Annotated in this window: 28 protein-coding genes; 11 read left to right on the top strand and 17 right to left on the bottom strand. The window is 55.1% G+C overall.

The genetic code is table 11. The annotated features are described in order from the left end of the window. Positions 1-32: 32 nt before the first annotated feature. The 4 genes from O77CONTIG1_RS22275 to O77CONTIG1_RS22260 all read right to left on the bottom strand — a co-directional run bounded on the left by O77CONTIG1_RS22275 (position 33) and on the right by O77CONTIG1_RS22260 (position 2787). Positions 33-812: a sulfite exporter TauE/SafE family protein gene (locus O77CONTIG1_RS22275; RefSeq protein WP_068515344.1), complete on the bottom strand. Its 780-nt coding sequence runs from the start codon at positions 810-812 to the stop codon at positions 33-35. Positions 813-971: 159 nt separating this feature from the next. Then, entirely contained in the window at positions 972-1559 is a 588-nt protein-coding gene (locus tag O77CONTIG1_RS22270; RefSeq protein WP_068515340.1) for a rhodanese-like domain-containing protein, read from the bottom strand. Further along, entirely contained in the window at positions 1543-2031 is a 489-nt protein-coding gene (locus O77CONTIG1_RS22265) for a beta-lactamase hydrolase domain-containing protein (protein ID WP_068515336.1), read from the bottom strand. The genes O77CONTIG1_RS22270 and O77CONTIG1_RS22265 overlap by 17 nt, the downstream gene beginning before the upstream one ends. Positions 2032-2088: 57 nt before the next feature. Continuing rightward, on the bottom strand, positions 2089-2787 hold the full coding sequence (locus O77CONTIG1_RS22260) for an MBL fold metallo-hydrolase (protein WP_068515333.1): 699 nt from the start codon (positions 2785-2787) through the stop codon (positions 2089-2091). A gap of 343 nt (positions 2788-3130) precedes the next feature. Here O77CONTIG1_RS22260 and O77CONTIG1_RS22255 point away from each other — a divergent pair, with 343 nt between their 5' ends. Then, on the top strand, positions 3131-4459 hold the full coding sequence (locus tag O77CONTIG1_RS22255; RefSeq protein WP_068515330.1) for an FAD/NAD(P)-binding oxidoreductase: 1329 nt from the start codon (positions 3131-3133) through the stop codon (positions 4457-4459). 234 nt (positions 4460-4693) lie between these two features. Here O77CONTIG1_RS22255 and O77CONTIG1_RS23995 read toward each other — a convergent pair whose 3' ends face one another. Both O77CONTIG1_RS23995 and O77CONTIG1_RS25065 read right to left on the bottom strand, forming a co-directional pair. Further along, positions 4694-5143: an ArsR/SmtB family transcription factor gene (locus O77CONTIG1_RS23995; protein WP_197673272.1), complete on the bottom strand. Its 450-nt coding sequence runs from the start codon at positions 5141-5143 to the stop codon at positions 4694-4696. Between the two features lie 46 nt (positions 5144-5189). After that, positions 5190-5384 (bottom strand): hypothetical protein, encoded by a 195-nt coding sequence (locus O77CONTIG1_RS25065; RefSeq protein ID WP_156435600.1) that lies wholly within the window; start codon positions 5382-5384, stop codon positions 5190-5192. Positions 5385-5697: 313 nt separating this feature from the next. On the opposite strand from O77CONTIG1_RS25065, the gene O77CONTIG1_RS22245 reads away from it, so the two are divergent. Beyond that, positions 5698-5907, top strand: a complete 210-nt coding sequence (locus O77CONTIG1_RS22245) for a molybdopterin-binding protein (RefSeq protein WP_068515324.1) — start codon at positions 5698-5700, stop codon at positions 5905-5907. A 1-nt stretch (position 5908) separates the two neighbouring features. On the opposite strand, the gene O77CONTIG1_RS22240 is transcribed toward O77CONTIG1_RS22245, so the two are convergent. From O77CONTIG1_RS22240 to cysE, 11 genes are all read right to left on the bottom strand, one after another. Further along, positions 5909-6511: a class I SAM-dependent methyltransferase gene (locus tag O77CONTIG1_RS22240; RefSeq protein ID WP_225894647.1), complete on the bottom strand. Its 603-nt coding sequence runs from the start codon at positions 6509-6511 to the stop codon at positions 5909-5911. Positions 6512-6585: 74 nt separating this feature from the next. Continuing rightward, positions 6586-6999: an ArsC/Spx/MgsR family protein gene (locus tag O77CONTIG1_RS22235; protein ID WP_068515322.1), complete on the bottom strand. Its 414-nt coding sequence runs from the start codon at positions 6997-6999 to the stop codon at positions 6586-6588. Between the two features lie 62 nt (positions 7000-7061). Next, positions 7062-7592 (bottom strand): flavodoxin, encoded by a 531-nt coding sequence (locus O77CONTIG1_RS22230; protein ID WP_068515319.1) that lies wholly within the window; start codon positions 7590-7592, stop codon positions 7062-7064. A gap of 53 nt (positions 7593-7645) precedes the next feature. Next, the gene (locus tag O77CONTIG1_RS22225) at positions 7646-7957 is read right to left on the bottom strand and encodes a ferrous iron transport protein A (protein WP_068515317.1); all 312 of its coding nucleotides are present in this window, start codon (positions 7955-7957) and stop codon (positions 7646-7648) included. A gap of 70 nt (positions 7958-8027) precedes the next feature. Then, the gene (locus O77CONTIG1_RS22220) at positions 8028-8330 is read right to left on the bottom strand and encodes a 2Fe-2S iron-sulfur cluster-binding protein (protein WP_068516893.1); all 303 of its coding nucleotides are present in this window, start codon (positions 8328-8330) and stop codon (positions 8028-8030) included. 109 nt (positions 8331-8439) lie between these two features. Then, positions 8440-8808, bottom strand: a complete 369-nt coding sequence (locus O77CONTIG1_RS22215) for a HesB/IscA family protein (protein ID WP_068516892.1) — start codon at positions 8806-8808, stop codon at positions 8440-8442. 139 nt (positions 8809-8947) lie between these two features. Then, a complete protein-coding gene (locus tag O77CONTIG1_RS22210) occupies positions 8948-9748 on the bottom strand; it encodes a HesA/MoeB/ThiF family protein (RefSeq protein WP_172799740.1) in 801 nt (266 codons plus the stop codon). Between the two features lie 208 nt (positions 9749-9956). Beyond that, positions 9957-10274 (bottom strand): nitrogenase-stabilizing/protective protein NifW, encoded by a 318-nt coding sequence (gene nifW, locus O77CONTIG1_RS22205; RefSeq protein WP_068515304.1) that lies wholly within the window; start codon positions 10272-10274, stop codon positions 9957-9959. After that, complete coding sequence (locus O77CONTIG1_RS22200; RefSeq protein WP_068515301.1) at positions 10271-10489, bottom strand: CCE_0567 family metalloprotein; 219 nt, start codon at positions 10487-10489, stop codon at positions 10271-10273. The genes nifW and O77CONTIG1_RS22200 overlap by 4 nt, the downstream gene beginning before the upstream one ends. Positions 10490-10592: 103 nt before the next feature. Further along, on the bottom strand, positions 10593-10859 hold the full coding sequence (locus tag O77CONTIG1_RS23990; RefSeq protein ID WP_084782917.1) for an Asr1405/Asl0597 family protein: 267 nt from the start codon (positions 10857-10859) through the stop codon (positions 10593-10595). Further along, the gene (gene cysE / locus O77CONTIG1_RS22195) at positions 10856-11581 is read right to left on the bottom strand and encodes a serine O-acetyltransferase (protein ID WP_068515300.1); all 726 of its coding nucleotides are present in this window, start codon (positions 11579-11581) and stop codon (positions 10856-10858) included. Before cysE ends, O77CONTIG1_RS23990 begins: the two co-directional genes overlap by 4 nt. Positions 11582-12908: 1327 nt before the next feature. Between cysE and nifB the strand changes: the two genes are divergently transcribed. From nifB to O77CONTIG1_RS22150, 9 genes are all read left to right on the top strand, one after another. Beyond that, positions 12909-14399, top strand: coding sequence for a nitrogenase cofactor biosynthesis protein NifB (nifB, locus tag O77CONTIG1_RS22190; RefSeq protein ID WP_068515299.1), 1491 nt, complete (start codon positions 12909-12911; stop codon positions 14397-14399). 152 nt (positions 14400-14551) lie between these two features. Continuing rightward, positions 14552-14926 carry a 4Fe-4S binding protein gene (locus tag O77CONTIG1_RS22185; RefSeq protein WP_068515297.1) on the top strand — a complete coding sequence of 125 codons (375 nt, stop codon included), beginning with the start codon at positions 14552-14554 and terminating at the stop codon, positions 14924-14926. A gap of 105 nt (positions 14927-15031) precedes the next feature. Then, positions 15032-16225: a cysteine desulfurase NifS gene (gene nifS, locus O77CONTIG1_RS22180; protein ID WP_068515294.1), complete on the top strand. Its 1194-nt coding sequence runs from the start codon at positions 15032-15034 to the stop codon at positions 16223-16225. A 179-nt stretch (positions 16226-16404) separates the two neighbouring features. After that, positions 16405-17310 (top strand): Fe-S cluster assembly protein NifU, encoded by a 906-nt coding sequence (gene nifU, locus O77CONTIG1_RS22175; protein WP_068515292.1) that lies wholly within the window; start codon positions 16405-16407, stop codon positions 17308-17310. Between the two features lie 198 nt (positions 17311-17508). Then, complete coding sequence (gene nifH / locus O77CONTIG1_RS22170; protein WP_068515290.1) at positions 17509-18384, top strand: nitrogenase iron protein; 876 nt, start codon at positions 17509-17511, stop codon at positions 18382-18384. Positions 18385-18608: 224 nt separating this feature from the next. Beyond that, positions 18609-20063, top strand: a complete 1455-nt coding sequence (nifD, locus tag O77CONTIG1_RS22165; protein ID WP_068515287.1) for a nitrogenase molybdenum-iron protein alpha chain — start codon at positions 18609-18611, stop codon at positions 20061-20063. Positions 20064-20169: 106 nt separating this feature from the next. Next, positions 20170-21747 (top strand): nitrogenase molybdenum-iron protein subunit beta, encoded by a 1578-nt coding sequence (gene nifK, locus O77CONTIG1_RS22160; protein ID WP_068515285.1) that lies wholly within the window; start codon positions 20170-20172, stop codon positions 21745-21747. Between the two features lie 60 nt (positions 21748-21807). Continuing rightward, positions 21808-22110 (top strand): nitrogen fixation protein NifZ, encoded by a 303-nt coding sequence (locus tag O77CONTIG1_RS22155; RefSeq protein ID WP_068515283.1) that lies wholly within the window; start codon positions 21808-21810, stop codon positions 22108-22110. Between the two features lie 91 nt (positions 22111-22201). After that, complete coding sequence (locus tag O77CONTIG1_RS22150; protein WP_068515281.1) at positions 22202-22507, top strand: Mo-dependent nitrogenase C-terminal domain-containing protein; 306 nt, start codon at positions 22202-22204, stop codon at positions 22505-22507. Positions 22508-22619 lie beyond the last annotated feature (112 nt).

Below are 22619 nucleotides of genomic sequence, written 5' to 3'. Positions count from 1 at the left end.
ACGGATCGGAACGAACAGGCAAGGGACAATTCTCATCGCTTGATGAGAACAAAAACGGCGACCGCTAACACGAAGTAACCGAACCCTTTTTCAAGCTGCTTGGCGCTGACGAATTGATTTAAGTAAGATCCTAAAAGAATTCCAGCGCTAGAGGCGATTGTAAAAGACAAAAGCAAGTTCCAATCAATCGGAACGTGACCAAAGTATCCGGCAAACCCAGTAACGGATTTTAGCGCCAGGATAATTAGGGACGTTCCCACAGCTTCTTTCATGGGGGTTTTTCCTAGCAGCACCAAGGCCGGAATCACCAGAAACCCACCCCCAATACCGATGAAGCCTGTGAGGGTGCCAACGGCAAGACCTTCCAGAGCAATTGCCAACCACTTAGGAATGACTGTGTGGTGATCAGAATGATCGGCCTTATCGAGCGGGTTTTCTGATTTGCTGGCTCCTTTGCGAATCATGGTGATTGAGGCAATCAGCATCATGACTCCAAAGGTCACAAGCTGAATTGTAGGGTTAATAAATGGCAACGAGGCTATCCTCGCTCCTAGATAAGCCCCTAGCATGGAAGCAGGCGCAAACAGCGCGATAATTTTAGGATTGACATTGCCTTGCCGCCAGTGAGGAATCGCACCGATCAAGCTCGCAACTCCCACAATGACCAAAGTCATGGCAAAGGCAGATTTTGCAGGGACGGACATGACATAGATCAGCACAGGAGCCGCCAAGATCGACCCACCCCCACCAATCAACCCCAGGCTAATGCCAATACAAATTGCCAGCAAATGCCCAATAACAGTGATTAACATTGATGTATCGTCCTAGAGATGTATGGTTCTAGAGATGTATGGTTCTAGATTTGTTTGCTAAGCCATGCAAAACTGGGCGATCGCCCAGTCCTAGAAGATCTGTTGCAATCACCACTCCAAAAAATTAGGACGCTCGATGAGCGCCCTAAAACCTTAAACTCAAACGCGCTGGTTGTAAGGCAGTTTAGCCAGCAGCATTCCTAATGCACAGGTATTCGTAATCCCAGCAAACACCAGACCAGCACCCACAAAACCGCTGAGGAGCAAAAACCAGGGAGAGACAAACGCACCCAGTAAAGTGCCAGTTACAACCAGCGAACCTGCGACAATCTGCACCTGGCGCATCAGGCTAATGGGGGCACGTCTGTTTACCTCAGTTGGAAACCCAGCCTGCACCCAAGCCGATAATCCGCCTTCCAAATGGGTCACTTCATCGATTCCTGCTGCGAATAATTTCTGTGCTGCCTGAGCCGATCGATTGCCTGTTCGGCAATACAACACCACAGTTTTGTTGCCATCTTTGTTGCCACCAAACGGAATGCGATTCGGATCGAATTTGGACAACGGCACTAGGATTGAGCTAGGGATTTTTTCGCCCGCATGTTCAGAGGGTTCGCGAACATCAACTAACGTGACGGCTTGCTGATCTAAAAGCACCTTCAGAGAAGCAGGATCGATCGTCTTCAAGCGATCATGCACGTTTTGCCTTGATAAAGTGTTGAGATGGATATTATTCAAGCTCGTCATCGTGTTCTCCTAACTGTTCCAAATGTTGAGTGATGTAGTCTACAAAAAATCGCTTGACACCCGGGCGACTGTTAAAGTCCAAGCCCATCGCCGTTGTTCGGTGGAGAAATTCTTCGACGGTCATGCCCCGCTCAATGCCAGACCGCAACAGCGCAATCCCAGCCGATCGCAGCCCTAGTGAGCAGTGCATCAAAACTGGCTTTGGGAGCTGATCAACGTGCTCACACACCTGAGCGATAACCTCACCGCTCAGACTAGAGGGATTTACAGGAACATGGGCATACTGCATTCTCAACGATTCCACAATCTGCGGCTCATCGGGCAGAAATCCCTTCTCCTTCGGCATCCTCAGATTGATCACTGATTTGAAGCCCTGTTGAGATGCTTGCTGCAATTGCTCTGGGCTAAGCTCTCCGGCCACAGAAACGTCTGCGTCTATCCGGTGGATGCCAACTAGCTGCGTTTCGTTCATTTCTGCATTCCCATTTCTGTGTTTAAGCCATCCTCCTACCCTGCCAAACTGGGTCTTCTAGCTGGTTACAAGTACATTGCCACACTGCTCATTTGCGGGAACGGCTTCCATGATTTTCTTTGGATCAGGCAGATTCAGCCCGTTCATAAACTCTATGAACTGATCGCGGGTTCGCCCAGCAAAGCGCGGGTTCCACTGTTCTTCTTCAGCGATCGTGGAGACGCTGTGACCGCGATAGTCGTGGGCAGGGTACACGAGCGTACCATCTGGCAGCGTAAACAGGTTCTCTGTTACGGAGTCATACAGTGTCCCTGCATCGCCGCTTTGGAAATCAGTCCGTCCGCAGCCCCGAATAAACAATGCATCGCCCGTTAGCACTCGGTCGCCATTCACCAGATACGCCATGTGGCTATCGGTATGTCCTGGAGTGGCGATCGCCCGAATTTCAACTTCTCCGACCTTCAAGACTTCCCCATGCCGGATGTGGCGGTTGGCACAAGCAACCTGCGCCTTTTCCGGAACAATCGTTTCACAGCCCGTTAGCTCCCGAAGTTTGCCAGCCCCCGTGATGTGGTCAGCATGGACGTGGGTTTCTAGGCAGTATTTCAAGGTCAATCCCAATTCGTTAACCAGCTTGTAATCGCGCTCGACCTGTTCAATCACGGAGTCCACCAAAACTGCTTCCTTGGTCTTGGGGTCAGCAATCAAATAGGTGTAAGTCCAGGTGTCTTGATCAAAAAGTTGTCGAAATAGCATCGTTCGTTGCCTCGTGAGACGGTGTTGTGCAGAAGGGTTGTGTTCTAGAGGTCGCCCGCTACAAACAGAATGGCGACAACAACCAGGATTGAGAAAAACGTGAGATAGCCAGCAACTATGACTGCGATCGCCCCGTAGCGTTGACTTAGGGATTCCGGTTTTCAATTTAATTACTATATAGTAATATAGTTTAAGAATTGATTTTCGTCAAGCCGCTGAAATGGATTTAAGATTTTATTCAGAAGAGACAACTATATTACCAACTGGCAGTATGGTACACATAGTAAATATCTTACGTCATCGACTCATTTTCTACACCTTTCGTTACATTTGAGGAACTACCGTGTCACCGACTGCACAGCAAACCCAACCCACCCACCCTGCTGAACAGCTTCGTCAAAATCTCTCGACCGCCGAGGCGATCGCCCCGCCCGTGAAGCACCACCAAATTGTGATTGTGGGGGGAGGAGCCGCCGGAATCACGGTTGCGGCCCAACTGCTGAGGCGAAACCGCGCCCTAGATATTGCCATCATCGAACCGTCCGACAAACACTACTACCAACCTGGCTGGACGCTGGTAGGCGGCGGCGTGGCTCCGATTGAGAAATTCATTCGAGATGAAAAAGATGTCATTCCCAAAGGGGCAAACTGGATTCAAGCGCGAGTCGCAAAACTAGACCCCGATCGCAACACGGTCATCACCGAAGCCGGCCAAGCCATTGAGTATGAGTACTTGGTACTATGCCCCGGCATTCAAATTGACTGGCATCTAATCAAAGGCTTAAAAGAAGCCCTGGGTAAAGGCGGAGTCACCAGTAACTACTCCAAAGATTACGCCCCCTACACCTGGGAAACTATCCAAAACTTCAAAGGCGGGAACGCCCTCTTTACCTATCCCGCCACGCCAATCAAGTGTGGCGGTGCGCCTCAGAAAGTGATGTATATGGCCGATGACACCTTCAAGCACAAGAGCGGTGTCGGAGTGAACACCACGGTGATGTTCTGCACCGCTGGGGCCTCTATGTTTGCCGTACCAGAATATGCAGCCGCTCTGGATAAAGTAGTGGCGCGACGCGGCATTGTTACCAAGTTCAAGCACAACCTCAAGGAAATCAAGGCAGACACACAAGAAGCAATTTTTGATGTCACCACCGATAACGGCACCGAGGAAGTCAGCATTCACTACGACATGATCCATGTGGCTCCCCCCATGAGTGCCCCTGATTTTATCAAGCAAAGCCCGCTGGCTGGAGCCGGTGGCTGGGTGGATGTTGATCAGGCAACGCTGCAACACACTCGCTACGCCAACGTGTTTTCACTCGGCGATGCGTCTTCTTTGCCGACCTCTAAGACGGCCGCAGCCGCCCGTAAGCAAGCGCCGATTCTCGTTCAGAACTTGCTGTCTTTGATTCAATCGCAGCCGATAACCGAAGAATATGACGGCTATACCTGCTGTCCCCTCATCACAGGCTACAACTCAACCATCATGGCAGAGTTTGCCTATGGTGGAAAGCTGGCTCCCTCGTTTCCGCTCGATCCCACCCAAGAGCGCTACTCAATGTATTTGGCAAAGACCCATGTGTTGCCCTGGTTGTACTGGAATCGAATGCTAAGGGGTGAAGGATTTGAAGCGGATATTTTCAAGCCCATCAACCGACTGCTCCGGCACTAAACGAGATTGCGGAGGGGATGGTCGCTGCCCATCCCCTCAATGCTCGGGCAGTTCCCTGTGTTTTAAGGTTGGCGATCGCGTCTACTACACTGGTTCAGATGCCAAGCTTCTGTGCGATTACGGAAACCAAGCGCTAGAAATCATCGCCCTAGATGCAAAAACGAGGCGAGTCGTCTGTCAAACGACTCGTCTCGAGCAAGTTGTCGGAATTGCATTTGATGATCTCAGCAAACGCTAGCGGCTCTGTCTTAGCTGTGATAATTGCTGAAGCTGTTGACTCTGCTGTTCAACTTGCATCGTCAACGCATCACAAACCAAATCGCACAGTTCAAACAGAAATGGATTGGCAATGCGATAGTAAACACAGACTCCACGCTGTTCGCGAGCAACCACCCCAGCTTGAGTCAGCATTTTAAGATGCTTAGAAACATTCGCCTGTCCCAAGCCGGTTTCTTCGATAATCTCTGTTACATTCTTAGCACCTGTTTTCAGAGAACATACGATTTGAAGGCGACTCACTTCTGATAAAACTTTGAAGAAGTCTGCCATCAGGCTCAATGCTTGGGGAGTGAGTTTAGAAATACCGCACTCATTGACTAGGTTTGCATGGGCTAGGCTTGCATCTACTTGTTCTGGCGCTCTTTCTTGAACCGCAACAGGCTTTCTGGATGATTTTGTAGGCATGGGAGGCATTCCGCAACTTGGACGGATCTTATTTATTATCACTATATTACCACACGGTAGTAGAACCTGCACAATTAACGGAGAGTACAAAGATGGCGCTGTTTGACAGATTCGCTTGTCCTGTTTTTAACCACCACAACACCTGTACTTTACGGCGCTGAGATGACCGTTGCTGTTGTTCCAAGACGGCTTTTAGTTCTTCTGCTGTTTCAGCGATATCGATTTTGAGGACTCCACTCATGGTGGCTAGCTCTAACGTCTTCTTATATGTAGCAGATCTTTGGAGATTTGATATTTCTCAGCCCATGCTGGGTATCGAGCCGGGCATTTTAGTTACCAATGCTTTCTATTGATAAAGTTGGTGAAACACCATATCTTGGTTCAACTCAATACATTTTCCATCTCAATCTAGTTGCAAATCCTACAATTTGAGCAACTACCAAATAGCACCTCTCCAAGGATTTTTAACCACTTCAAAATTTGGTTCAAGGACATCTGTTATATTGTGTAGTTAAAGTTTTGCTGTTCAGTTATAAACATTAGCCCACACAGTTATGAAGATCAGCGCTCGGAATGCAATGAAGGGCACCGTAAAATCAGTGGTTTCTGGCATGGTGACAGCAGCAGTTGTCATCGAAGTAGCTCCAGGGCTGGAGGTGGCCGCTGTCATCACTAAGTCATCGGCTGAGAACCTGGGGCTGAAGGTAGGCGATGAAGCCTACGCCGTGGTCAAAGCCTCCGACGTGATGGTGGCTGTGGATTAGGCTACTGCTTTCGGGCCACGATGTGGAAGATGTGCCAGTGCTTGTCTTCCCCCAAGGCAGTTTTGCCGGGGTGGTTTTCTTCCTCCAGCCATTCGACGGCAAAAGGTTCTAGCAGTTGATTGATCTCGATGCGGCTGTGGTGGGTGAGGTCAGCATAGACCGCCCAGGAATCCTGGTCACCAAAGAGTTGTCCGCAGAAGCGCCCGCTGGGTGCTAGGGCCACCACAATTTCTTCCCACAGGTGGGCAAAGTGCTGGGGTGGGCAGAAGGGTAGGCAGAAGCTGGCGTTGATCAAGCTGACCGCTGGGGGTAGGGTGAGGTTCTCGAAGCGCTGGACACGGGTCTCTAGGTAGGTGCGATCGCAGTCATCCCGCTGCCGTAGGCGGGCGATCGCCTCGGGTTCACCATCGATAGCCAGCACTCGCCAGCCCCGGCGCAGCAGTTCCACGGTGTCGCGCCCGTCGCCGCAGCCTAGGTCCACCGCAAACCGAGGCAGGGGGTTGGGGTCTTGGGCAATGGAATCCAGCGCTCGGGTCAGGGTCGTCCGGGGAGGCCGCCCTTCCACTGCCTGATAGTATTGATGCCACCGGGTTTCAAATTTCATTGCTGCCTCCGCGGCTGAGGACAGATCGCCCATCGGCCAACGCTTTAGAAAGTCACACATGGGGATTAGGCTGGCTAGCCCCTCCAAAGTGCAAGGGTTCGAGGACAGGTTTCGAGATCGGGGGTCGGGGTGGCAACGGTAAGGCCGATCCAGCGATCGATCGCCTCGGAGTCGAAGCCAGCACGGCGATCGCCCTCCACCTCCAGCAGCGGGCGGCGGATCAGCAATGGGTTCAGCATCATCAGTTCTAGGGCAGTGTCAGCATCAAGTTGGGCAGGCACGACCACCCCAGAGGCGATCGCCGGGGCGCTGGCGTTGAACCACTGGGGCACGGGCAGCCCAGCGAAGAAGGGGCGCAGGCGATCGCAGGTCCACGGCTCGGTCAGCAGGTTGCGGACGATCACCCGATGCCCTGCGGCTTCCAACAAACGCTTTTGGCGGGCGTTGTTAAAGCAGCCGGGCTTTTCGTAGAAGGTAACTGTGGCCATGGGGAACCTCTTGGATGGGTGGGGTTGGGTCGGGGTCTGCGGGTGGGCTAGGGGAGATGGGGTTAGCGGGCGATCGCCGGAAAGTCTGCCTTCAAAATCTCCAGCCAGTTGGCAATGCGCTGGTCAGTTTTCTCACTTTCGTTTACCTCATCCAGGGGCAGCCCCACAAACTTGCCGTCGCGGATAGCAGTGGACTTTTCAAAGGTGTAGTCTTCCGCAGAAACCGCCCCGACGATAGTGGCCCCTAGCGCCTTGAACTGGTCGTATAGAATGCCCAAAGCCCCAACAAAATGCTTGCTGTGGCCTTCGCAATCGCCGGGGCCAAACAGGGCAATGGTCTTCCCCGAAAAGTCGGGCTTGTCCATTTCCATGTCGAATATGGGTTCGCGCCAGTCGTTCTGCAATTCGCCCGCCCCCCAAGTGGAGCAGCCGAGGATCAGGTAGTCATACTGGAGCAGGTCATCTACGCTGTCGTAGTCAGACTCCATGCTGTAGAGATCGCAGCGATCTTCACCGATTGCATCTCGAATTTTTTCAGCAATTTCTTCTGTAACGCCAGAAGTGCTGCCGTAGAAAAGTCCAATGTCTGCCACGGGTTTACTCCTTGAAAACAGGTAGAAGGTAGAGGGGATAGGTTGGGCATCGTCTAATTCGTAGAGCCACTATCGTCTAAATTTTGGCGGCTGTTTCTTTCCTCCCAATCAGATTGGGGGCCGACCAGTCGCACGTAGATCGCGCTCACTAGCACAGGCGGCAAGGTAAGATGTCCGTTTTCGGTGCGAATCATGAAGTTGGGGTAGCGCTGGGTAATAGCAATGGTTTTTCCTTGAGTTAAACCAAGGGATTGCAGGTGAGAAAGAATTTGGGAATCAGTCTGGGTAAAGCGAGCAATCGTGCCGCGATCGCCCACATTGAGAACCTGTAATGCTGCTCCTGCAACCGTAAATCGATTAAACATGACGCAACTCCAGCGAAAAGATTGGGTCAACCGTAGGCTGCATCCACGGAGCAATGCACCCCCTTAATCGTCAAATTAAATACGCCTCCATATGGGTCTTAATCGTGCAGTCCGATCGCGGATACGATGAGCAAAGTACGATAAAGCCCTTGGCAATCTGCTCGTCGTCTAGAAAAGACTGCTCCTCCTGATTAACCTCACCTTCGACCAGTTTGCCAACGCAGCTAGAGCAAGCGCCCGACCGACAGGAGAAGGGTAGGTCAATGTCGTTCTCTTCTGCCGCGTCAATGATGTAAGTGTTCTCATCCACCGGAATAGTGACATCGATATTACGCTTCTTGTTGATTAGACGAACTTGATAGGTTTTCGTCATGGTAGGACTCCTTTGAGAGGCAGTTTGTGGATGTTGAACTTTGAGTGCTGAGTCGAATTCCTGCATTCAAGCCTAAAAACGCAGTCCAAAAACTCAATGCTCAAAGCCTTTAACTACAGGGCACCCCAGCAGGGCTGCAATCGCCCGCCGCCTGGAACGACTTGCCGCAGCCGCAGGTGGCAGTGGCGTTGGGGTTGGTGAATTTAAACCCGCTCTCTAGCAGGCTATCGATGTAGTCCACCACAATGCCGTCCAGCAGGGGCCAGCTTATGGGGTCCACAAAAACCTTCAAACTGCCCGATTCCACAACCCGATCGTCGGGCTTAGGAGCGTTGGCAATTTTAATATCGTACTCGTAGCCGTTGCAGCCGCCGTCTTTCACCGCCAAACGAACGCCGCGTTCGGGAGTGTAGTTCGGGGTGCCGCGCAGGAAGGTACGCAAGCGCAGTTCGGCGAGTTCGGTAATTGTGATAGTCATAGCAAATGGATAGGTAAGAATTGGATGGGTAAAGGGGTAGATGAATTTTGGATTGGCGATTCTGGATTTTGGCAGTGCTGTTGTAGGATAGGCATTGCCCACCGCTACCTCAAGGTGGATCGCGAGAAAAGGTCATGGGCTACCTCCTCGCCATTGCTACGGGAATAGTGCGATCGCCCTTTGCCTTCACCCCACCGCACACCGGGCAATCCGGGTCGTAGTAGGCACGGCGTTTAGCAAACTCTGCCCGCGCCAGATCCATAGTGAGGAGCTGACCCAGCAGCGGCTCGCCCAACCCAGTGACAAGTTTGATCGCTTCCAGGGCCGCCAAGCAGGCCAGGGTGCCCGACACCGCCCCCAGCACTCCAAAGCCCCAGCGATCCCACTCCGGTTTTTCGGGAAACAAGCACGACAGGCAGGGGGTTTTCCCCGGAATCACGGTGAGCAAGTAGCCCTCCATTGCGTTCATCGCCGCTTCCACCATCGGCTTGCCCCAGCGCACACAGGCGGCGTTGAGCAAATCGCGCTCTTTGAAGTCAAAGGCGCAGTCTAGGGCGATGTCTGCCCGCTGCACCAGAGCATCGATGTTTTCAGCAGTAACGTACTCGCACACCGCTTCAATCTCAATGTCGGGGTTAAAGGCGGCCAAGGTCTGTTGGGCCTTGAGCACCCTCGGCCTACCTACCCAGTCATCGGTCATCAGCACCTGACGATTCAAGTCATCCCGCTGAAGGTCGCCCCCCCGCAGCAAAATCAACCGCCCCACCCCCGCCGCCGCCAGATACAGCGCTGCTGTGCCGCCCAGTCCGCCCACCCCAGTCACTAGGGCAGTAGTGGATTTCAGTCGTTCCTGCGACTCCTGGCCAAAGCCAGGGATTTGCATTTGACGACGGTAGCGATCGCGCTCGGTAGGTGAGAGCATAGCATGGAGTGTTGTCATGACAGAGAGATAGGGAGATAGGGAGATAGGGAGATAGGGATGGAAAATTTTGAGATTGCAGCTTGAAGCTTTGACTGAAATTCACGGTTCAAACCTGAAAATTCAAAATGTCAGGACTTACGTACTTGCGACAAGTTTTCTGGGTTTTGGACAATTGCTTACGGGTGCAGCCTGCAAGCAATTGTCCAACTGCATAAGTCCTAATGTCTTACTCGACTTCAATGTCAGAGAGAAGGACGACATTTTGGGGTTTGTTGTTGAAAACTTTGAACAGTTTTTGCTGAAGAGGCGACGAGGTTTGGAACAGGCTGTAAGCCTCCTGCAACAGTTCTCGGTACTGGTTAAAGGTGGCATCATTCGCCATATCTGGATTTTCGACCCCCTTCTCTTGCATCAGTCGGGAGAATTTTTGCAAGATGTGCAGGCGATTGACATTGAGAAACTGCGGGTCGTAGGACAGTCCAAAAAACGCAAAGTAGTCTTCAGCCTGGGTAATTTCATTAAAGGTCGTTACTTTAGAACTCATTGGGCTTGCTCCAGGGTGTGCAGTTGTTGTTTCAAGTCACGCAGTTGGCAATAGACCTCGTAGGTGCGGGCTGCTGCATCAGGCAAAAGATCTAAATCGGCGGGCAGACCTTCAGCAATATCGTGCAGATCCATCTTGAGTTGCCCAGCTTTGCTATTGAGCTTTTTGATTTGGTCCTTGAGAGCGTTAATGGTAGAAGAGTCAGTGGTTAGCATTGGAGACTTTCGATTGGGAATTTCGGATTAGACAAGAGATTAGGCAAAACAAAAATTCAGAGTTAGCGATTGAGGATTTGGATAATTTTTAGAATCAGAAGTGTCACGAATTAGCTACGCATTCCTCCCGGCTCCGCCAGCATCTTTCCAGCCAGTCCACCCGTTCCTGGCGAGAGCAGGAAAACTGAAACAGGGCACTGCGAACCAGCAATAGCGCAAGGGCGTGGTTGACCTCTACTCGAAGCGTGCCATCTGTCGGGCAAGCGCAGGGGATATTCAAATCTCGCAGGCGGAGGAAGATCGACCAGCGATCGCATCGGTTCACTGAAATCACTTGTCCCCAACCGGAGACAGAAGAAGACGAGTTCATGGCACTAGCTCCACGGGGATAGGGGCAGACTGTCTGAGTTGGCTCACCTGAGTTTCCAAGGTTTCGATGCGATCGAGTAGGGCGCGGATCGTCCTCGCTTCGGCATCGGGCAGTTGGGCATGATCCAGGGGAGCGGTGGCGGTATTGCAGCGGCAGACATTGCGGCTGGGCACGCCGACAGCGGTGCAGTGGGCAGGCACCGATTGCAGCACCACCGCCCCGGCCCCAATGCGGGCATAGTCGCCAAGGGTAATGTTGCCAAGCACCTTGGCCCCGGAACCAATTACCACATGACTGCCCACAGTGGGGTGGCGCTTGCCAGTCTCTTTGCCAGTGCCCCCCAAGGTGACTCCCTGGTAAATCAGGCAGTAATCGCCCACGATCGCCGTCTCACCAATCACCACGCCCATGCCGTGGTCGATGAAGACACCCTGGCCAATCTGGGCACCGGGATGAATGTCGATGCCTGTGAAAAAGCGGCTGAGGTGGGCGATAAACCGGGGCAGAAAAGGGATGCCGCGATCGCGCAATCCGTGGGCTAGGCGATGGGCGGCCAGGGCGTGCAGGCCGGGATAGCAGCACAGCACCTCCAGCCAGTGACTCGCCGCCGGATCGCGTTTAAAGATGATGGCAAAGTCCTCTCGTAAAGCGGCCAGAATGGGCAACCGCTTGGGGATATCGACCGAAGGCTGGGTAAAACTGCGAGAAAAAGAGAGAAACATAGCTCCAGTGGAGGCGTTTTGTTTCTCTGCTTTATAGCAATGACTTCAAGACTGCCAGTTGAGGGCTAACTCATCCAGATGACTAAACCAATTACGACTGCACTCAACCCCAAATCCCCTATCAATTCAAGGGAAAAAAGTTTTTGATGGTCAGGGGACGGGTATTTCTCATGGCGGGAAGACGCATTTTTACCCCTAGGTTCAAGCATTATGTACTCACCAAAAATTCTGACTCAGCAAAGGCTTTAGATGATTTAGCAAGTGGGTCAAGATTCTGTCAATTATGCACTCAAGATAGGGGCTTCCAAGCCTGCAATTGGCCTTTAACACAAAAAACTGTAGCAGATTTATCAGAAGCTCCTCTATTTAATTCAGAAATCCTTAACATCTGTTGCCCTACATCTGTTGCCCTACATCTGTTGCCCTTGAAGAAAGTAAACCAACTAGTAAACCGTCTGATAAACCGTCTGAATATCTGAAGTCTGCTTCTATCTCCCCAACCCCTGAGAGAAGCAGAGAACTGAAATTTCAAAGTCCCTCTCTAAGAGAGATTTGGGATTGAGATTACCCAGTCATCCAAGTCGGCAAACTCATCACGCTCCGGGCTGCCAAAACATTTCTTAACCCACTAAAAGTAACGTTGATAACCATTACGCTAAGCAGACAGACAAAATCGATACGGTTTAATATTTGACACTTGAAAACAACGTTCATTCTGTAGTAAATGATGCCAAAATGCGAGCTTTGAGTACTCAGAAACCTCGGCTATTTAAAGCGTTATACCAATGCTAAATCCTTTCTCCAATGGGCACTTCATCTGAGTACAGAAATACAGCACTCGGCTATTGAAATACCAGCATTTCTCTTGGGAAATACTAGCCCCCCACCCTGCCAAAAAAGATCAAGGTTTCTGTAATCCGGGTGTCTGGCAGTTAAGTACACCGCTAATCATTCAATCAACTCTACCGGGACAAGCGACCAAAGCAGCAAAATTCCCGTTGCTATAACTCTTTCAACGCCGAACACACCAGCGTTACTCGATACCTGAAAGGGTACTCAGCAGATGGCAACGTCAACCCCAGCTTGGTTAAAGCTAATAACTTTGACACGTTGCCCTGTCAGTGCCTAAACAGCAATCGAACAGCCCACCGATTTCCTCGCGACACCACCCACGCAGGGGAATCGCCTTTATCAGCACGTCGCTGGCTGATGGGTTCTGCTCCCCTGAGGGCACCCACCAGCTGGCGAAGGAAATTCTCCAGCCCTTGTCTGGCTGCGCCGCCATGCGTTCCAACCCCGCCCTATCCACCCCTACCTCCCCAAACCCATGACGCCACCGCCATCCTCTGCCCTGACCTCCGCGCCCACCGCGACGCCCGATCTGGACATTACCCTGACCAAGACCAAAACCGTGGTCAAACCGGCGGGCGGCGGCTGTGGCACGACCGCCTCTGGCTGCACTACCAAGACCGACACCGCCCTCAGCGAGAGCATCCAGGCCCGCATTGAAAAGCATCCCTGCTACAGCGAAGAGGCCCACCACCACTATGCCCGGATGCATGTCGCAGTAGCCCCCGCCTGCAACATTCAGTGCAACTACTGCAACCGCAAGTACGACTGCGCCAACGAGAGCCGCCCCGGTGTGGTCAGCGAACTGCTTACTCCCGAAGAGGCTGCCCACAAGGTCTTAGTGGTGGCGGGCAAAATTCCTCAGATGACCGTGCTAGGCATCGCTGGCCCCGGCGATCCCCTGGCGAACCCCGAAAAAACCTTCCGCACCTTTGAGCTGATCGCCGAGCGGGCCCCGGACATCAAGCTCTGCCTCTCCACCAACGGCCTGATGCTGCCGGATTATGTGGATCGCATCAAAGCGCTAAATGTCGATCATGTCACCATCACTATTAATATGGTGGACCCCAGCGTGGGCGAGAAGATTTATCCCTGGGTTCACTACCGCCGCAAGCGCTATCGGGGCCTTGAGGGGGTACGCATCCTCCACGAGCGGCAGATGGAGGGATTGCAGGCTTTGAAAGAGGCTGACATTCTCTGCAAGGTCAATTCCGTACTGATTCCTGGCATCAACGACGAGCACATGCCCGAGGTGAATGCCGCTATTCGGGAGCGGGGCGCGTTTTTGCACAACATCATGCCGCTGATTTCGGCCCCGGAGCACGGCACCTACTTTGGACTGAATGGGCAGCGCGGCCCTAGCCCCAAGGAACTGAAGCAGGTGCAGGACAACTGCGCTGGCAACCTGAAGCTGATGCGCCACTGTCGCCAGTGCCGGGCTGATGCCGTGGGTCTGCTGGGGGAAGACCGCAGCCAGGAATTCACCAAGCAGAAGTTTATGGAAATGCCTGTGGACTACAGCCTGGAAACCCGCCAGGCGGTGCATCTTAGCATTGAGCAGGCTAAGGCTGCCGTGGCTGCCAAGAAGCAGTCCGCCGCCCGCATTCCCGGTGAGCGATCGGAGGATTCGCCCAAGGTTCTCGTTGCTGTAGCCACCAAGGGCGGCGGCATTGTGAACCAGCACTTTGGCCATGCCAAGGAATTCATGATTTACGAAGTGGATGCTGCCGAGGCTCGGTTCATCAGCCATCGCAAGGTGGCCGATTACTGCCAGGGCGGCTATGGCGAAGAGGCGATGCTGACGGGCATCATCGACACCATTGCTGACTGCAAAGCGGTGCTGGCGGCTAAAGTCGGTCCCTGCCCCAGCAAGCGGTTGCAGGAAGCGGGCCTGGTGGTGGTCGAAGACTACGACGTGATCGAGACCGTAGCCCGCAGGTTCTATGACGAGCATGTGTTGAAACGATAGGTCTGTCCCTCACCCCTAACCCCTCTCCCTAGGAGAGGGGGGAACCGAACCGAACCCACCCCTAGCCCCTCAGAGGAGGGGAACCGAACCCACTACCCCACCATCCCCTCCACCCGCCCACCCATCCACCTGCCCACCCCCGGAGGCCCCCAATGAGCTACACCATCACCCAAAGCTGTATCGGTTGTCGGCGTTGCCTCTCCGCCTGCCCCACGGGGGCGATTCAGACCGATGGCACAAAATTCTGGATTGCGAGCGATCGCTGCAACCAGTGTCAGGGAACCTACGGGGTGGCCCAGTGCTGGGCTATCTGCCCTACTAACGAGGGCTGTGTGCCTCTGACCAGTGGCGTGGCGGCGGTGCCATCGTCCTCAACATTGGAGCGATCGCCCGACTACTGGGAGGCCTGGTTTGCCACCTACACCCGCATGGTGGCCAGGCTCCGGGGGATGCAGGAGTCGAGCTATTGGCACCACTGGTTTGATACCTATTCGCAGGCTTTGAAGCGATTGCAAACGGCCCATTGACCCTCACCCCCAGTCCCTCTCCCTCAGAGAGAGGGGAGCCGGAAGTACCATCTCCGATCCAAAATTCCCAATCCAAAATTCCCAATCCAAAATTCTCTAACTGCCATGGTCACTTATCTCGACAACAACGCCACCACCCGCATCGACCCCGACGTTTTGGCGGCGATGCTGCCCTACCTGAGCGAGCTATACGGCAACCCGTCGTCGATGCACAGCTTTGGCGGCCAGGTAGGAGCGGCAATTGAAACCGCCCGGGAGCAGGTGGCTGCTCTGCTGGGGGCCGAGCCGACGGAGATTATCTTCAATAGCTGCGGCAGTGAGGGCAACAACACCGCCATCCACGCTGCCCTGGCGGCCCAGCCGGAGAAGCGCCACATCGTCACCACAGCAGTCGAGCACCCGGCGATTCTGGCGGTGTGCAAGCACCTGGAGAAGCGGGGCTACACCGTCACCTACCTCTCCGTGGACGGGCGCGGCGAGCTGGACTTGATGGAACTGGAGGCGGCAATGACCGGCGGCACGGCTCTGGTTACTACGATGTATGCCAACAACGAAACCGGGGTGATCTTTCCAGTGGAGCAGATTGGGGCGATCGCCAAAGCCTACGGAGCCGCCTACCACGTCGATGCCGTGCAGGCCGTCGGCAAGGTGCCTATTGACCTGTCCACCAGCCCCATCGACCTGCTCACCCTCTCGGGCCACAAGCTCCACGCCCCCAAGGGTATCGGCGCATTGTACGTCCGTAAAGGCTTCCGCTTCCGCCCCTTTTTGCTGGGGGGCCACCAGGAGCGGGGCCGCCGGGCGGGCACCCACAATGTGCCAGGTATCGTTGCCCTAGGCAAAGCGGCGGAACTGGCCCAGATCCACTTGGCCCATGTCCAGCGCGAAGCCGAACTGCGGGATCTGCTGGAGTGCGGCATTTTGACCACTATCCCCGATACCGTAGTCAACGGCGGCGGTGCCCTCCGGCTGCCCAACACCACCAACATCGGCTTCAAGTACATCGAAGGGGAAGCCATCCTGTTCATGCTCAACCGCGAGGGTATCTGTGCCTCCTCCGGCTCCGCCTGCACCTCCGGCAGCCTCGACCCCTCCCATGTGCTGACGGCCATGGGGCTGCCCTATACCATCCTCCACGGCTCTATCCGCTTCAGCCTTTCCCGCTACACCACCGAAGCCGAAATCCGCCAGGTGCTCGCCGTCATGCCCGAAATTGTGGAACGCCTGCGGGCCCTATCGCCCTTTAACAACGACCAGGCGGAGTGGTTGCAGGAGCGAGATTTAGCCGTTGCAACCTGAGGCATTTTGGGTTTTGGACTTTGGATTTTGGATTGCTTGCTTCATCCAAAATCGCCAACCCCAAATTCCTGCCGACCCACCCTGCCCTCTGGGCACCCCTCCCAGGAGGGGACCGCCCCCACCACAATCCAAAATCGCCAATCCCAAATCCACAATTCCTTCATTCCCCCAAAACTGCCATGTGGGACTACTCCGAAAAGGTACTCGAACTCTTCTACAACCCCATCAACCAGGGCACCATCGATGACCCACAGGAACCCGATGTGGCGGTGGTCTACGGCGAAGTGGGCAGCATTGCCTGTGGCGATGCCCTGCGGCTGCACCTGAAGATTCAGCAATCCACCGACAGTATTTTGGATGCGCGGTTCCAGACCTTTGGCTGCACGAGTGCGATCGCCTCCTCCTCGGCCCTGACCGAAATCATCAAGGGCAAAACCCTAGACGAGGCATTGCACATCACCAACCAAGACATTGCCAACTTCCTCGGCGGTCTGCCCGAAGCCAAAATGCACTGCTCGGTGATGGGGCAGGAAGCCCTGGAGGCGGCGATCTACAAGTATCGCGGCATCGAGGTGGAGCATCACGAGGACGACGATGGCACCCTGGTCTGCACCTGCTACGGCATCAGCGAGAAGAAGATCCGGCGGGCGATCGCCGAAAACCGCCTAACCACCGTAGAGCAAGTCACCAACTACGTCAAAGCCGGGGGTGGATGCGGCTCCTGCCTAGCGGACATTGAGGACATTCTGCTGGAAATTCAACACTCGGCAGAATCCGTAAAAGTTGCCCCCGCCCTCGCCCTAGATAAGGAGCAGAGCACCCAAGCCTTACCTTATCCCTCCACCCCCCTCACTAACCTGCAAAAAATTACCCTGATCCAGCAGGTGATCGACACCGAGGTGCGGCCCCTCCTGCTGGCCGACGGCGGCGATGTCAGTTTGCACGACGTGGAGGGCGATCGCGTCCTAGTCAAGCTCCAAGGGGCGTGCGGCTCCTGCCCCAGCAGCACAGAAACCCTGAAGTACGCAATCGAGGCCAAGTTGAAAGATCTAGTCTTGCCCTCCCTCATCGTCGAAGCAATCTAATTTCGACATCCCATAGGCTCTCCCCAAAATCCAAAATCACCAACCCCAAATTCCTAACCCCTCCTCCCACCCATGCACCCCTCTATCCCCCGCGCCGGGCGCGACCCGCCGGCCCTCCTCCAGGCCCTTGCCTGATCCGAATTGACGAACGTTTCATTACCCCTCGATCCGAAATCAAACCCAAGGAGAAATCCCCCCATGCGACAGATTGCATTCTATGGAAAAGGCGGCATCGGCAAGTCCACCACCTCCCAAAACACCCTTGCCGCCATGGCCGAAAAGGGCCAGCGGATCATGATCGTCGGCTGTGACCCCAAGGCCGACTCCACCCGCCTGATGCTCCACAGCAAAGCCCAAACCACCATCCTGCACCTAGCCGCCGAGCGCGGCGCGGTGGAAGATTTGGAACTGGACGAGGTGCTGCTCACTGGCTATCGCGGCGTTAAGTGCGTCGAGTCCGGCGGCCCCGAACCCGGTGTCGGCTGTGCTGGACGGGGCATCATCACCGCCATCAACTTTCTAGAAGAAGAAGGCGCGTACGAAGACCTAGACTTCGTCTCCTACGACGTGCTAGGCGACGTGGTCTGCGGCGGGTTCGCCATGCCCATCCGGGAAGGCAAAGCCCAGGAGATCTACATCGTGGTGTCGGGCGAAATGATGGCTATGTATGCAGCCAACAACATTGCTCGAGGCGTGCTGAAATATGCCCACTCCGGCGGCGTGCGCCTGGGCGGTCTAATCTGCAACAGCCGCAACACCGACCGGGAAATTGAGCTAATCGAAGCCTTGGCCGCCAAGCTCAACACCCAGATGCTCCACTTCGTGCCCCGCGACAACGTGGTGCAGCACGCCGAACTGCGCCGCATGACGGTAAACGAGTACGCCCCCAACAGCAACCAAGCGAAGGAGTATGCCCAACTGGCCGACAAGATCATCAACAACAAGAATCTCACCATCCCCACTCCCATCTCGATGGACGAGCTAGAGGAGTTGCTGATTGAATTCGGCATTCTCGATGGTGATGAAGAGTACCAGAAGGCTCTGGAGGCCGACAAGGCCCTGGCAGCGGTCTAGGTTCCCTGACCCTCACCCTAAATCCCTCTCCCCGAGGGAGAGGGACTTTGAATCCGGCTCCCCTTCTCCCCAGGGAGAAGGGGCTGGGGGATGAGGGCTAAACCTGACCACCCGTTCAAAATCCAAAATCGCCAATCCAAAATTCCCGCAGACCCGCCCCTTACCCCTCCCAGGAGGGGAGCTGCGGAAGACCCCACCCATCCACCCCTACCCGAGAGGGCACCATGACTACCGTAGAAGATAGAAAAGCACTCATCGACGAGGTGCTAGAGGCCTACCCCGACAAAGCCAAAAAGCTGCGGGCCAAGCACATCAGCGTCCAAGAGGCCGAAAAGACCGACTGTGGCGTAAAGTCTAACAAAAAGTCCGTCCCCGGTGTGATGACCACTCGTGGCTGCGCCTATGCAGGGGCCAAAGGAGTGGTCTGGGGCCCGGTCAAAGACATGATCCACCTTAGCCACGGGCCAGTAGGCTGCGGCTACTACTCCTGGTCAGGCCGCCGCAACTACTACATTGGCACCACCGGGGTCGATAGCTTCGGCACTATGCAGTTCACCTCCGACTTTCAGGAGCGCGACATTGTCTTTGGCGGCGACAAAAAGCTCGACAAACTGATCGATGAACTGGAAATTCTGTTTCCTCTGAGCAAGGGTACCACCATCGAATCGGAATGCCCGGTAGGCCTGATCGGCGACGACATTGAGGCCGTGGCCCGCAAGAAGGCGAAGGAATACGGCAAGCCCGTAGTGCCCGTGCGCTGTGAAGGGTTCCGGGGGGTGTCCCAATCCCTGGGCCACCACATCGCCAACGACACCGTGCGGGACTGGGTGCTGCCCAAGGCCGACGAGTACCGCAAACTGCCGGAGGGCTACGAACCTGGCCCCTACGATGTCAACATCATCGGCGACTACAACATCGGCGGCGATGCCTGGCCCAGCCGTCTGCTGCTGGAGGCGATTGGTTTGCGGGTGATCTGTCAGTTTTCGGGGGACGGCACCTTTAACGAAGTGGTGATGACACCCCTAGCCAAGCTTAACTTAATCCACTGCTATCGGTCGATGAACTACATTTGCCGGTTTATGGAAGAGAAGTACGGCATTGGCTGGCTGGAGTACAACTTCTTTGGCCCCACCCAGATTGCCAAATCCCTACGGAAGATTGCCGCCCAGTTTGACGAAACCATTCAGGAAAAGGCGGAGCAGGTGATTGCCAAGTACCAGCCACGCATGGATGCGATTGTGGCCAAGTATCGCCCCCGCCTCGAAGGCAAGAAGGTGATGCTGATGGTCGGCGGCCTGCGCCCCCGCCACGTGGTGCCTGCCTTTACCGACCTGGGCATGGAGGTGATTGGCACCGGCTATGAGTTTGGTCACGGCGACGACTATAAGCGCACCACCGAATACATCGACGAAGGCACAGTAATTTACGACGATGTCAGCGGCTATGAGTTCGAGGAACTTGCCAAGAACCTCAAGCCTGACCTAATTGCCTCTGGCATCAAAGAGAAGTACGTCTTCCAGAAGATGGCCCTGCCTTTCCGCCAGATGCACTCCTGGGATTACTCCGGCCCCTACCACGGCTACGACGGCTTTGAAGTCTTTGCCCGCGACATGGACATGGCCATCAACAACCCCACTTGGAGTTTGATCAGCCCACCCTGGCAGATCTCCCAGGACTAGGCGAAATTTGAGCCTTGTACGGGCGCACAGCAGTGCGCCCTAATGGGTACTTCGCTCCAATGCCTCTTATCACTCACGCCCGCATCCACCCATCCCCCTTAAAGCCATGACTGACAATCTTGACAACACTATCCCCACACCCTCCTGTGGGGGCGACGACCCAGGTCAGATTAAAGACCACTTTGACCTGTTCCACACCGATACCTACCAGAACTTGTTTGAGTACAAGCGCCAGTTTGAGGGTGCCCACAGTCCTGAAAAGGTTGCAGAAATTGCCGAATGGACAAAAAGCTGGGACTACCGGGAGAAGAACTTTGCCCGCGAAGCCCTGACCGTGAACCCCGCCAAAGCCTGCCAACCGCTGGGGGCGCTGTTTGTGGCCGCCGGATTTGAAGATACCCTCCCCTACAGCCACGGTTCCCAGGGCTGTGTGGCCTACTTCCGCACCCACCTGACCCGCAACTACAAGGAGCCCTTCCAGGCGGTGTCATCGTCGATGACCGAGGATGCGGCGGTGTTTGGCGGACTGAACAACCTGAAGCAGGGGTTGGAAAACGCCCACGCCCTTTATAAGCCCAAGATGATCGCCCTCTGCACCACCTGCATGGCAGAGGTGATTGGAGATGACCTGGGTGCGTTCATTACCACTGCGAAGAACGAAGGCCACATTCCTGAGGAATTGCCGGTGCCCTACGCCCACACGCCGAGCTTTGTAGGGTCCCACATCACTGGCTACGACAACATGCTGAAGGGCATTCTCAAGACCCTGACTAAGGATGAAAAAGCCGAGACCACCAATGGCAAGTTCAACTTCAACCTGGGCTTTGATCCCTACATCGGCAACATTCGCGAACTGAAGCGGATTCTGGGTCTGTTTGGGATTGATTACACCATCCTGTCGGACAACTCCGATGCCTTTGACTCCCCCAACACGGGCGAGTTCAAGATGTACAACGGCCTTACCACTCTGGCGGATACCGCCGACAGCATCAACGCCGAGGGCACCGTGTTCTTCCAGAAGTACACTACGCCGAAGACCCAGGAATACATTGCCAACGAGTGGGGCCAAAAGACCTACAACTTCCGGCCCTTCGGCATCAAGGGCACCGACGAGTTCTTGATGGCGCTGTCGGCGATTAGCGGCAGGCCGATTCCGCTGGAACTCCAGCAGGAGCGGGGCCGGGCGGTGGATGCCCTGACCGACTCCCAGGCCTGGATTCATGGCAAGAAGATCGCCCTCTACGGCGACCCCGACCATGTGCTGGGGCTGGTTCAGTTCTTGCTGGAGATGGGGGCGGAGCCGACCCACATTGTAGTGACCAATAGCAATGACGAGTTTGAGGCCGAAGCCCGCGAACTGCTGGCCAACAGCCCCTACGGCCAGGGTGCGACGGTGTGGGGCGGCAAGGATCTGTGGCACCTGCGATCGCTCCTCTTCACCGAGCCTGTGGATCTGCTGATTGGCAACAGCTACGGCAAGTATCTGTGGCGCGACACCGGCACTCCCTTAGTGCGGATTGGCTACCCAATCTTCGATCGCCACCACATGCACCGCTACGCCACCCTGGGCTACCAGGGCGCGATCAATCAGTTCAACTGGATTGTGAACACCATTCTGGATGAGTTGGATCGCCAAACCATCGTGCCCGCCAAGACGGACATCTCGTTTGATTTGATCCGCTAGTTCCTCGATGGGGGTGAACGGCGGTTCGCCCCTACTGTCCCCCCCCACCCACCTACTCCCATGCGTCTTCCTGAAACTATCGAAATCGACGATCCGCCGACCTTTGACATGGGCGATCGCGTCCGCGTCCTGAAGCTGATCCGCAATGACGGAACCTTCCCTGGCAAAGAGGTGGGGACACCCCTGGCCAAAAAGGGAGACATCGGCTACATCGTCGGCATTGGCACCTACCTGCAACGGGCCTACATCTACTCGGTGCATTTTCTGGAAAGCAACTACGTGGTCGGCTGCCTGGGCCGCGAACTGGAACTCACCGAAGACCGCCCACCTCTCATTGCCCAGGACGACGATCACACCGGGTAACTAGCCCTCACCCCCAACCCCTCTCCCCAGGGGAGAGGGGAGCCGGAACCAGAACCCACTACGTTCTCGCCCTCACCTACCGAGTACAGTCATGGCTACCCTCACTCGCCACCCCTCCACCCACCCACCCCTCCACCCGCCCCCCCCCCTCGCCCCCCTGCGCCACTGGATTAGCGGGCTGGAGGTCACCAACCGCCGCTTTGCCCACCGGATCTGCCGCCTGATTCCCTGTTGCTGCCCCTTCGAGCGCGATTTGACAGTGCTGGGTCGCACCATTCACATTCCAGCCCTGTGCAAACTCAACCCGGTGTACGACGAGCTGGTAGCGCTGCGCCTGAGGGCACTGACCTACCTGGCCGACACCTGCGGCGAAGACGTGACCCAGTATTTGTGCTGAGCCGCAAGGTTCTTGACGATGTATTGCTTCGCGTTGACGAAACTGCTCATCAGCGCTGTGCCCTGATGGTTCCCTTCATCCATCCACCCATTCAACCCACCCATTCAACTCA

Source organism: Leptolyngbya sp. O-77, from assembly GCF_001548395.1.
Taxonomy (GTDB): domain Bacteria; phylum Cyanobacteriota; class Cyanobacteriia; order Elainellales; family Elainellaceae; genus Thermoleptolyngbya.
This window is presented reverse-complemented; position numbering and strand designations above follow the sequence as displayed.

What these genes read in the sequence shown, in the direction of transcription:
- cysE (WP_068515300.1), bottom strand. Translation starts at nt 11,581, where the DNA reads ATGTTTCTCTCTTTTTCTCGCAGTTTTACCCAGCCTTCGGTCGATATC.
- O77CONTIG1_RS22150 (WP_068515281.1), top strand. Translation starts at nt 22,202, where the DNA reads ATGGCTACCCTCACTCGCCACCCCTCCACCCACCCACCCCTCCACCCG.
- nifS (WP_068515294.1), top strand. Translation starts at nt 15,032, where the DNA reads ATGGTCACTTATCTCGACAACAACGCCACCACCCGCATCGACCCCGAC.
- O77CONTIG1_RS22225 (WP_068515317.1), bottom strand. Translation starts at nt 7,957, where the DNA reads ATGTTTAATCGATTTACGGTTGCAGGAGCAGCATTACAGGTTCTCAAT.
- nifU (WP_068515292.1), top strand. Translation starts at nt 16,405, where the DNA reads ATGTGGGACTACTCCGAAAAGGTACTCGAACTCTTCTACAACCCCATC.
- O77CONTIG1_RS23990 (WP_084782917.1), bottom strand. Translation starts at nt 10,859, where the DNA reads ATGAACTCGTCTTCTTCTGTCTCCGGTTGGGGACAAGTGATTTCAGTG.
- O77CONTIG1_RS22270 (WP_068515340.1), bottom strand. Translation starts at nt 1,559, where the DNA reads ATGACGAGCTTGAATAATATCCATCTCAACACTTTATCAAGGCAAAAC.
- nifH (WP_068515290.1), top strand. Translation starts at nt 17,509, where the DNA reads ATGCGACAGATTGCATTCTATGGAAAAGGCGGCATCGGCAAGTCCACC.
- O77CONTIG1_RS22200 (WP_068515301.1), bottom strand. Translation starts at nt 10,489, where the DNA reads ATGCTAACCACTGACTCTTCTACCATTAACGCTCTCAAGGACCAAATC.
- nifW (WP_068515304.1), bottom strand. Translation starts at nt 10,274, where the DNA reads ATGAGTTCTAAAGTAACGACCTTTAATGAAATTACCCAGGCTGAAGAC.
- O77CONTIG1_RS22240 (WP_225894647.1), bottom strand. Translation starts at nt 6,511, where the DNA reads ATGAAATTTGAAACCCGGTGGCATCAATACTATCAGGCAGTGGAAGGG.
- O77CONTIG1_RS22155 (WP_068515283.1), top strand. Translation starts at nt 21,808, where the DNA reads ATGCGTCTTCCTGAAACTATCGAAATCGACGATCCGCCGACCTTTGAC.
- nifK (WP_068515285.1), top strand. Translation starts at nt 20,170, where the DNA reads ATGACTGACAATCTTGACAACACTATCCCCACACCCTCCTGTGGGGGC.
- O77CONTIG1_RS22185 (WP_068515297.1), top strand. Translation starts at nt 14,552, where the DNA reads ATGAGCTACACCATCACCCAAAGCTGTATCGGTTGTCGGCGTTGCCTC.
- nifB (WP_068515299.1), top strand. Translation starts at nt 12,909, where the DNA reads ATGACGCCACCGCCATCCTCTGCCCTGACCTCCGCGCCCACCGCGACG.
- O77CONTIG1_RS22275 (WP_068515344.1), bottom strand. Translation starts at nt 812, where the DNA reads ATGTTAATCACTGTTATTGGGCATTTGCTGGCAATTTGTATTGGCATT.
- O77CONTIG1_RS22235 (WP_068515322.1), bottom strand. Translation starts at nt 6,999, where the DNA reads ATGGCCACAGTTACCTTCTACGAAAAGCCCGGCTGCTTTAACAACGCC.
- O77CONTIG1_RS22265 (WP_068515336.1), bottom strand. Translation starts at nt 2,031, where the DNA reads ATGAACGAAACGCAGCTAGTTGGCATCCACCGGATAGACGCAGACGTT.
- O77CONTIG1_RS22245 (WP_068515324.1), top strand. Translation starts at nt 5,698, where the DNA reads ATGAAGATCAGCGCTCGGAATGCAATGAAGGGCACCGTAAAATCAGTG.
- O77CONTIG1_RS25065 (WP_156435600.1), bottom strand. Translation starts at nt 5,384, where the DNA reads ATGAGTGGAGTCCTCAAAATCGATATCGCTGAAACAGCAGAAGAACTA.
- O77CONTIG1_RS22215 (WP_068516892.1), bottom strand. Translation starts at nt 8,808, where the DNA reads ATGACTATCACAATTACCGAACTCGCCGAACTGCGCTTGCGTACCTTC.
- nifD (WP_068515287.1), top strand. Translation starts at nt 18,609, where the DNA reads ATGACTACCGTAGAAGATAGAAAAGCACTCATCGACGAGGTGCTAGAG.
- O77CONTIG1_RS22220 (WP_068516893.1), bottom strand. Translation starts at nt 8,330, where the DNA reads ATGACGAAAACCTATCAAGTTCGTCTAATCAACAAGAAGCGTAATATC.
- O77CONTIG1_RS22260 (WP_068515333.1), bottom strand. Translation starts at nt 2,787, where the DNA reads ATGCTATTTCGACAACTTTTTGATCAAGACACCTGGACTTACACCTAT.
- O77CONTIG1_RS22210 (WP_172799740.1), bottom strand. Translation starts at nt 9,748, where the DNA reads ATGACAACACTCCATGCTATGCTCTCACCTACCGAGCGCGATCGCTAC.
- O77CONTIG1_RS23995 (WP_197673272.1), bottom strand. Translation starts at nt 5,143, where the DNA reads ATGCCTACAAAATCATCCAGAAAGCCTGTTGCGGTTCAAGAAAGAGCG.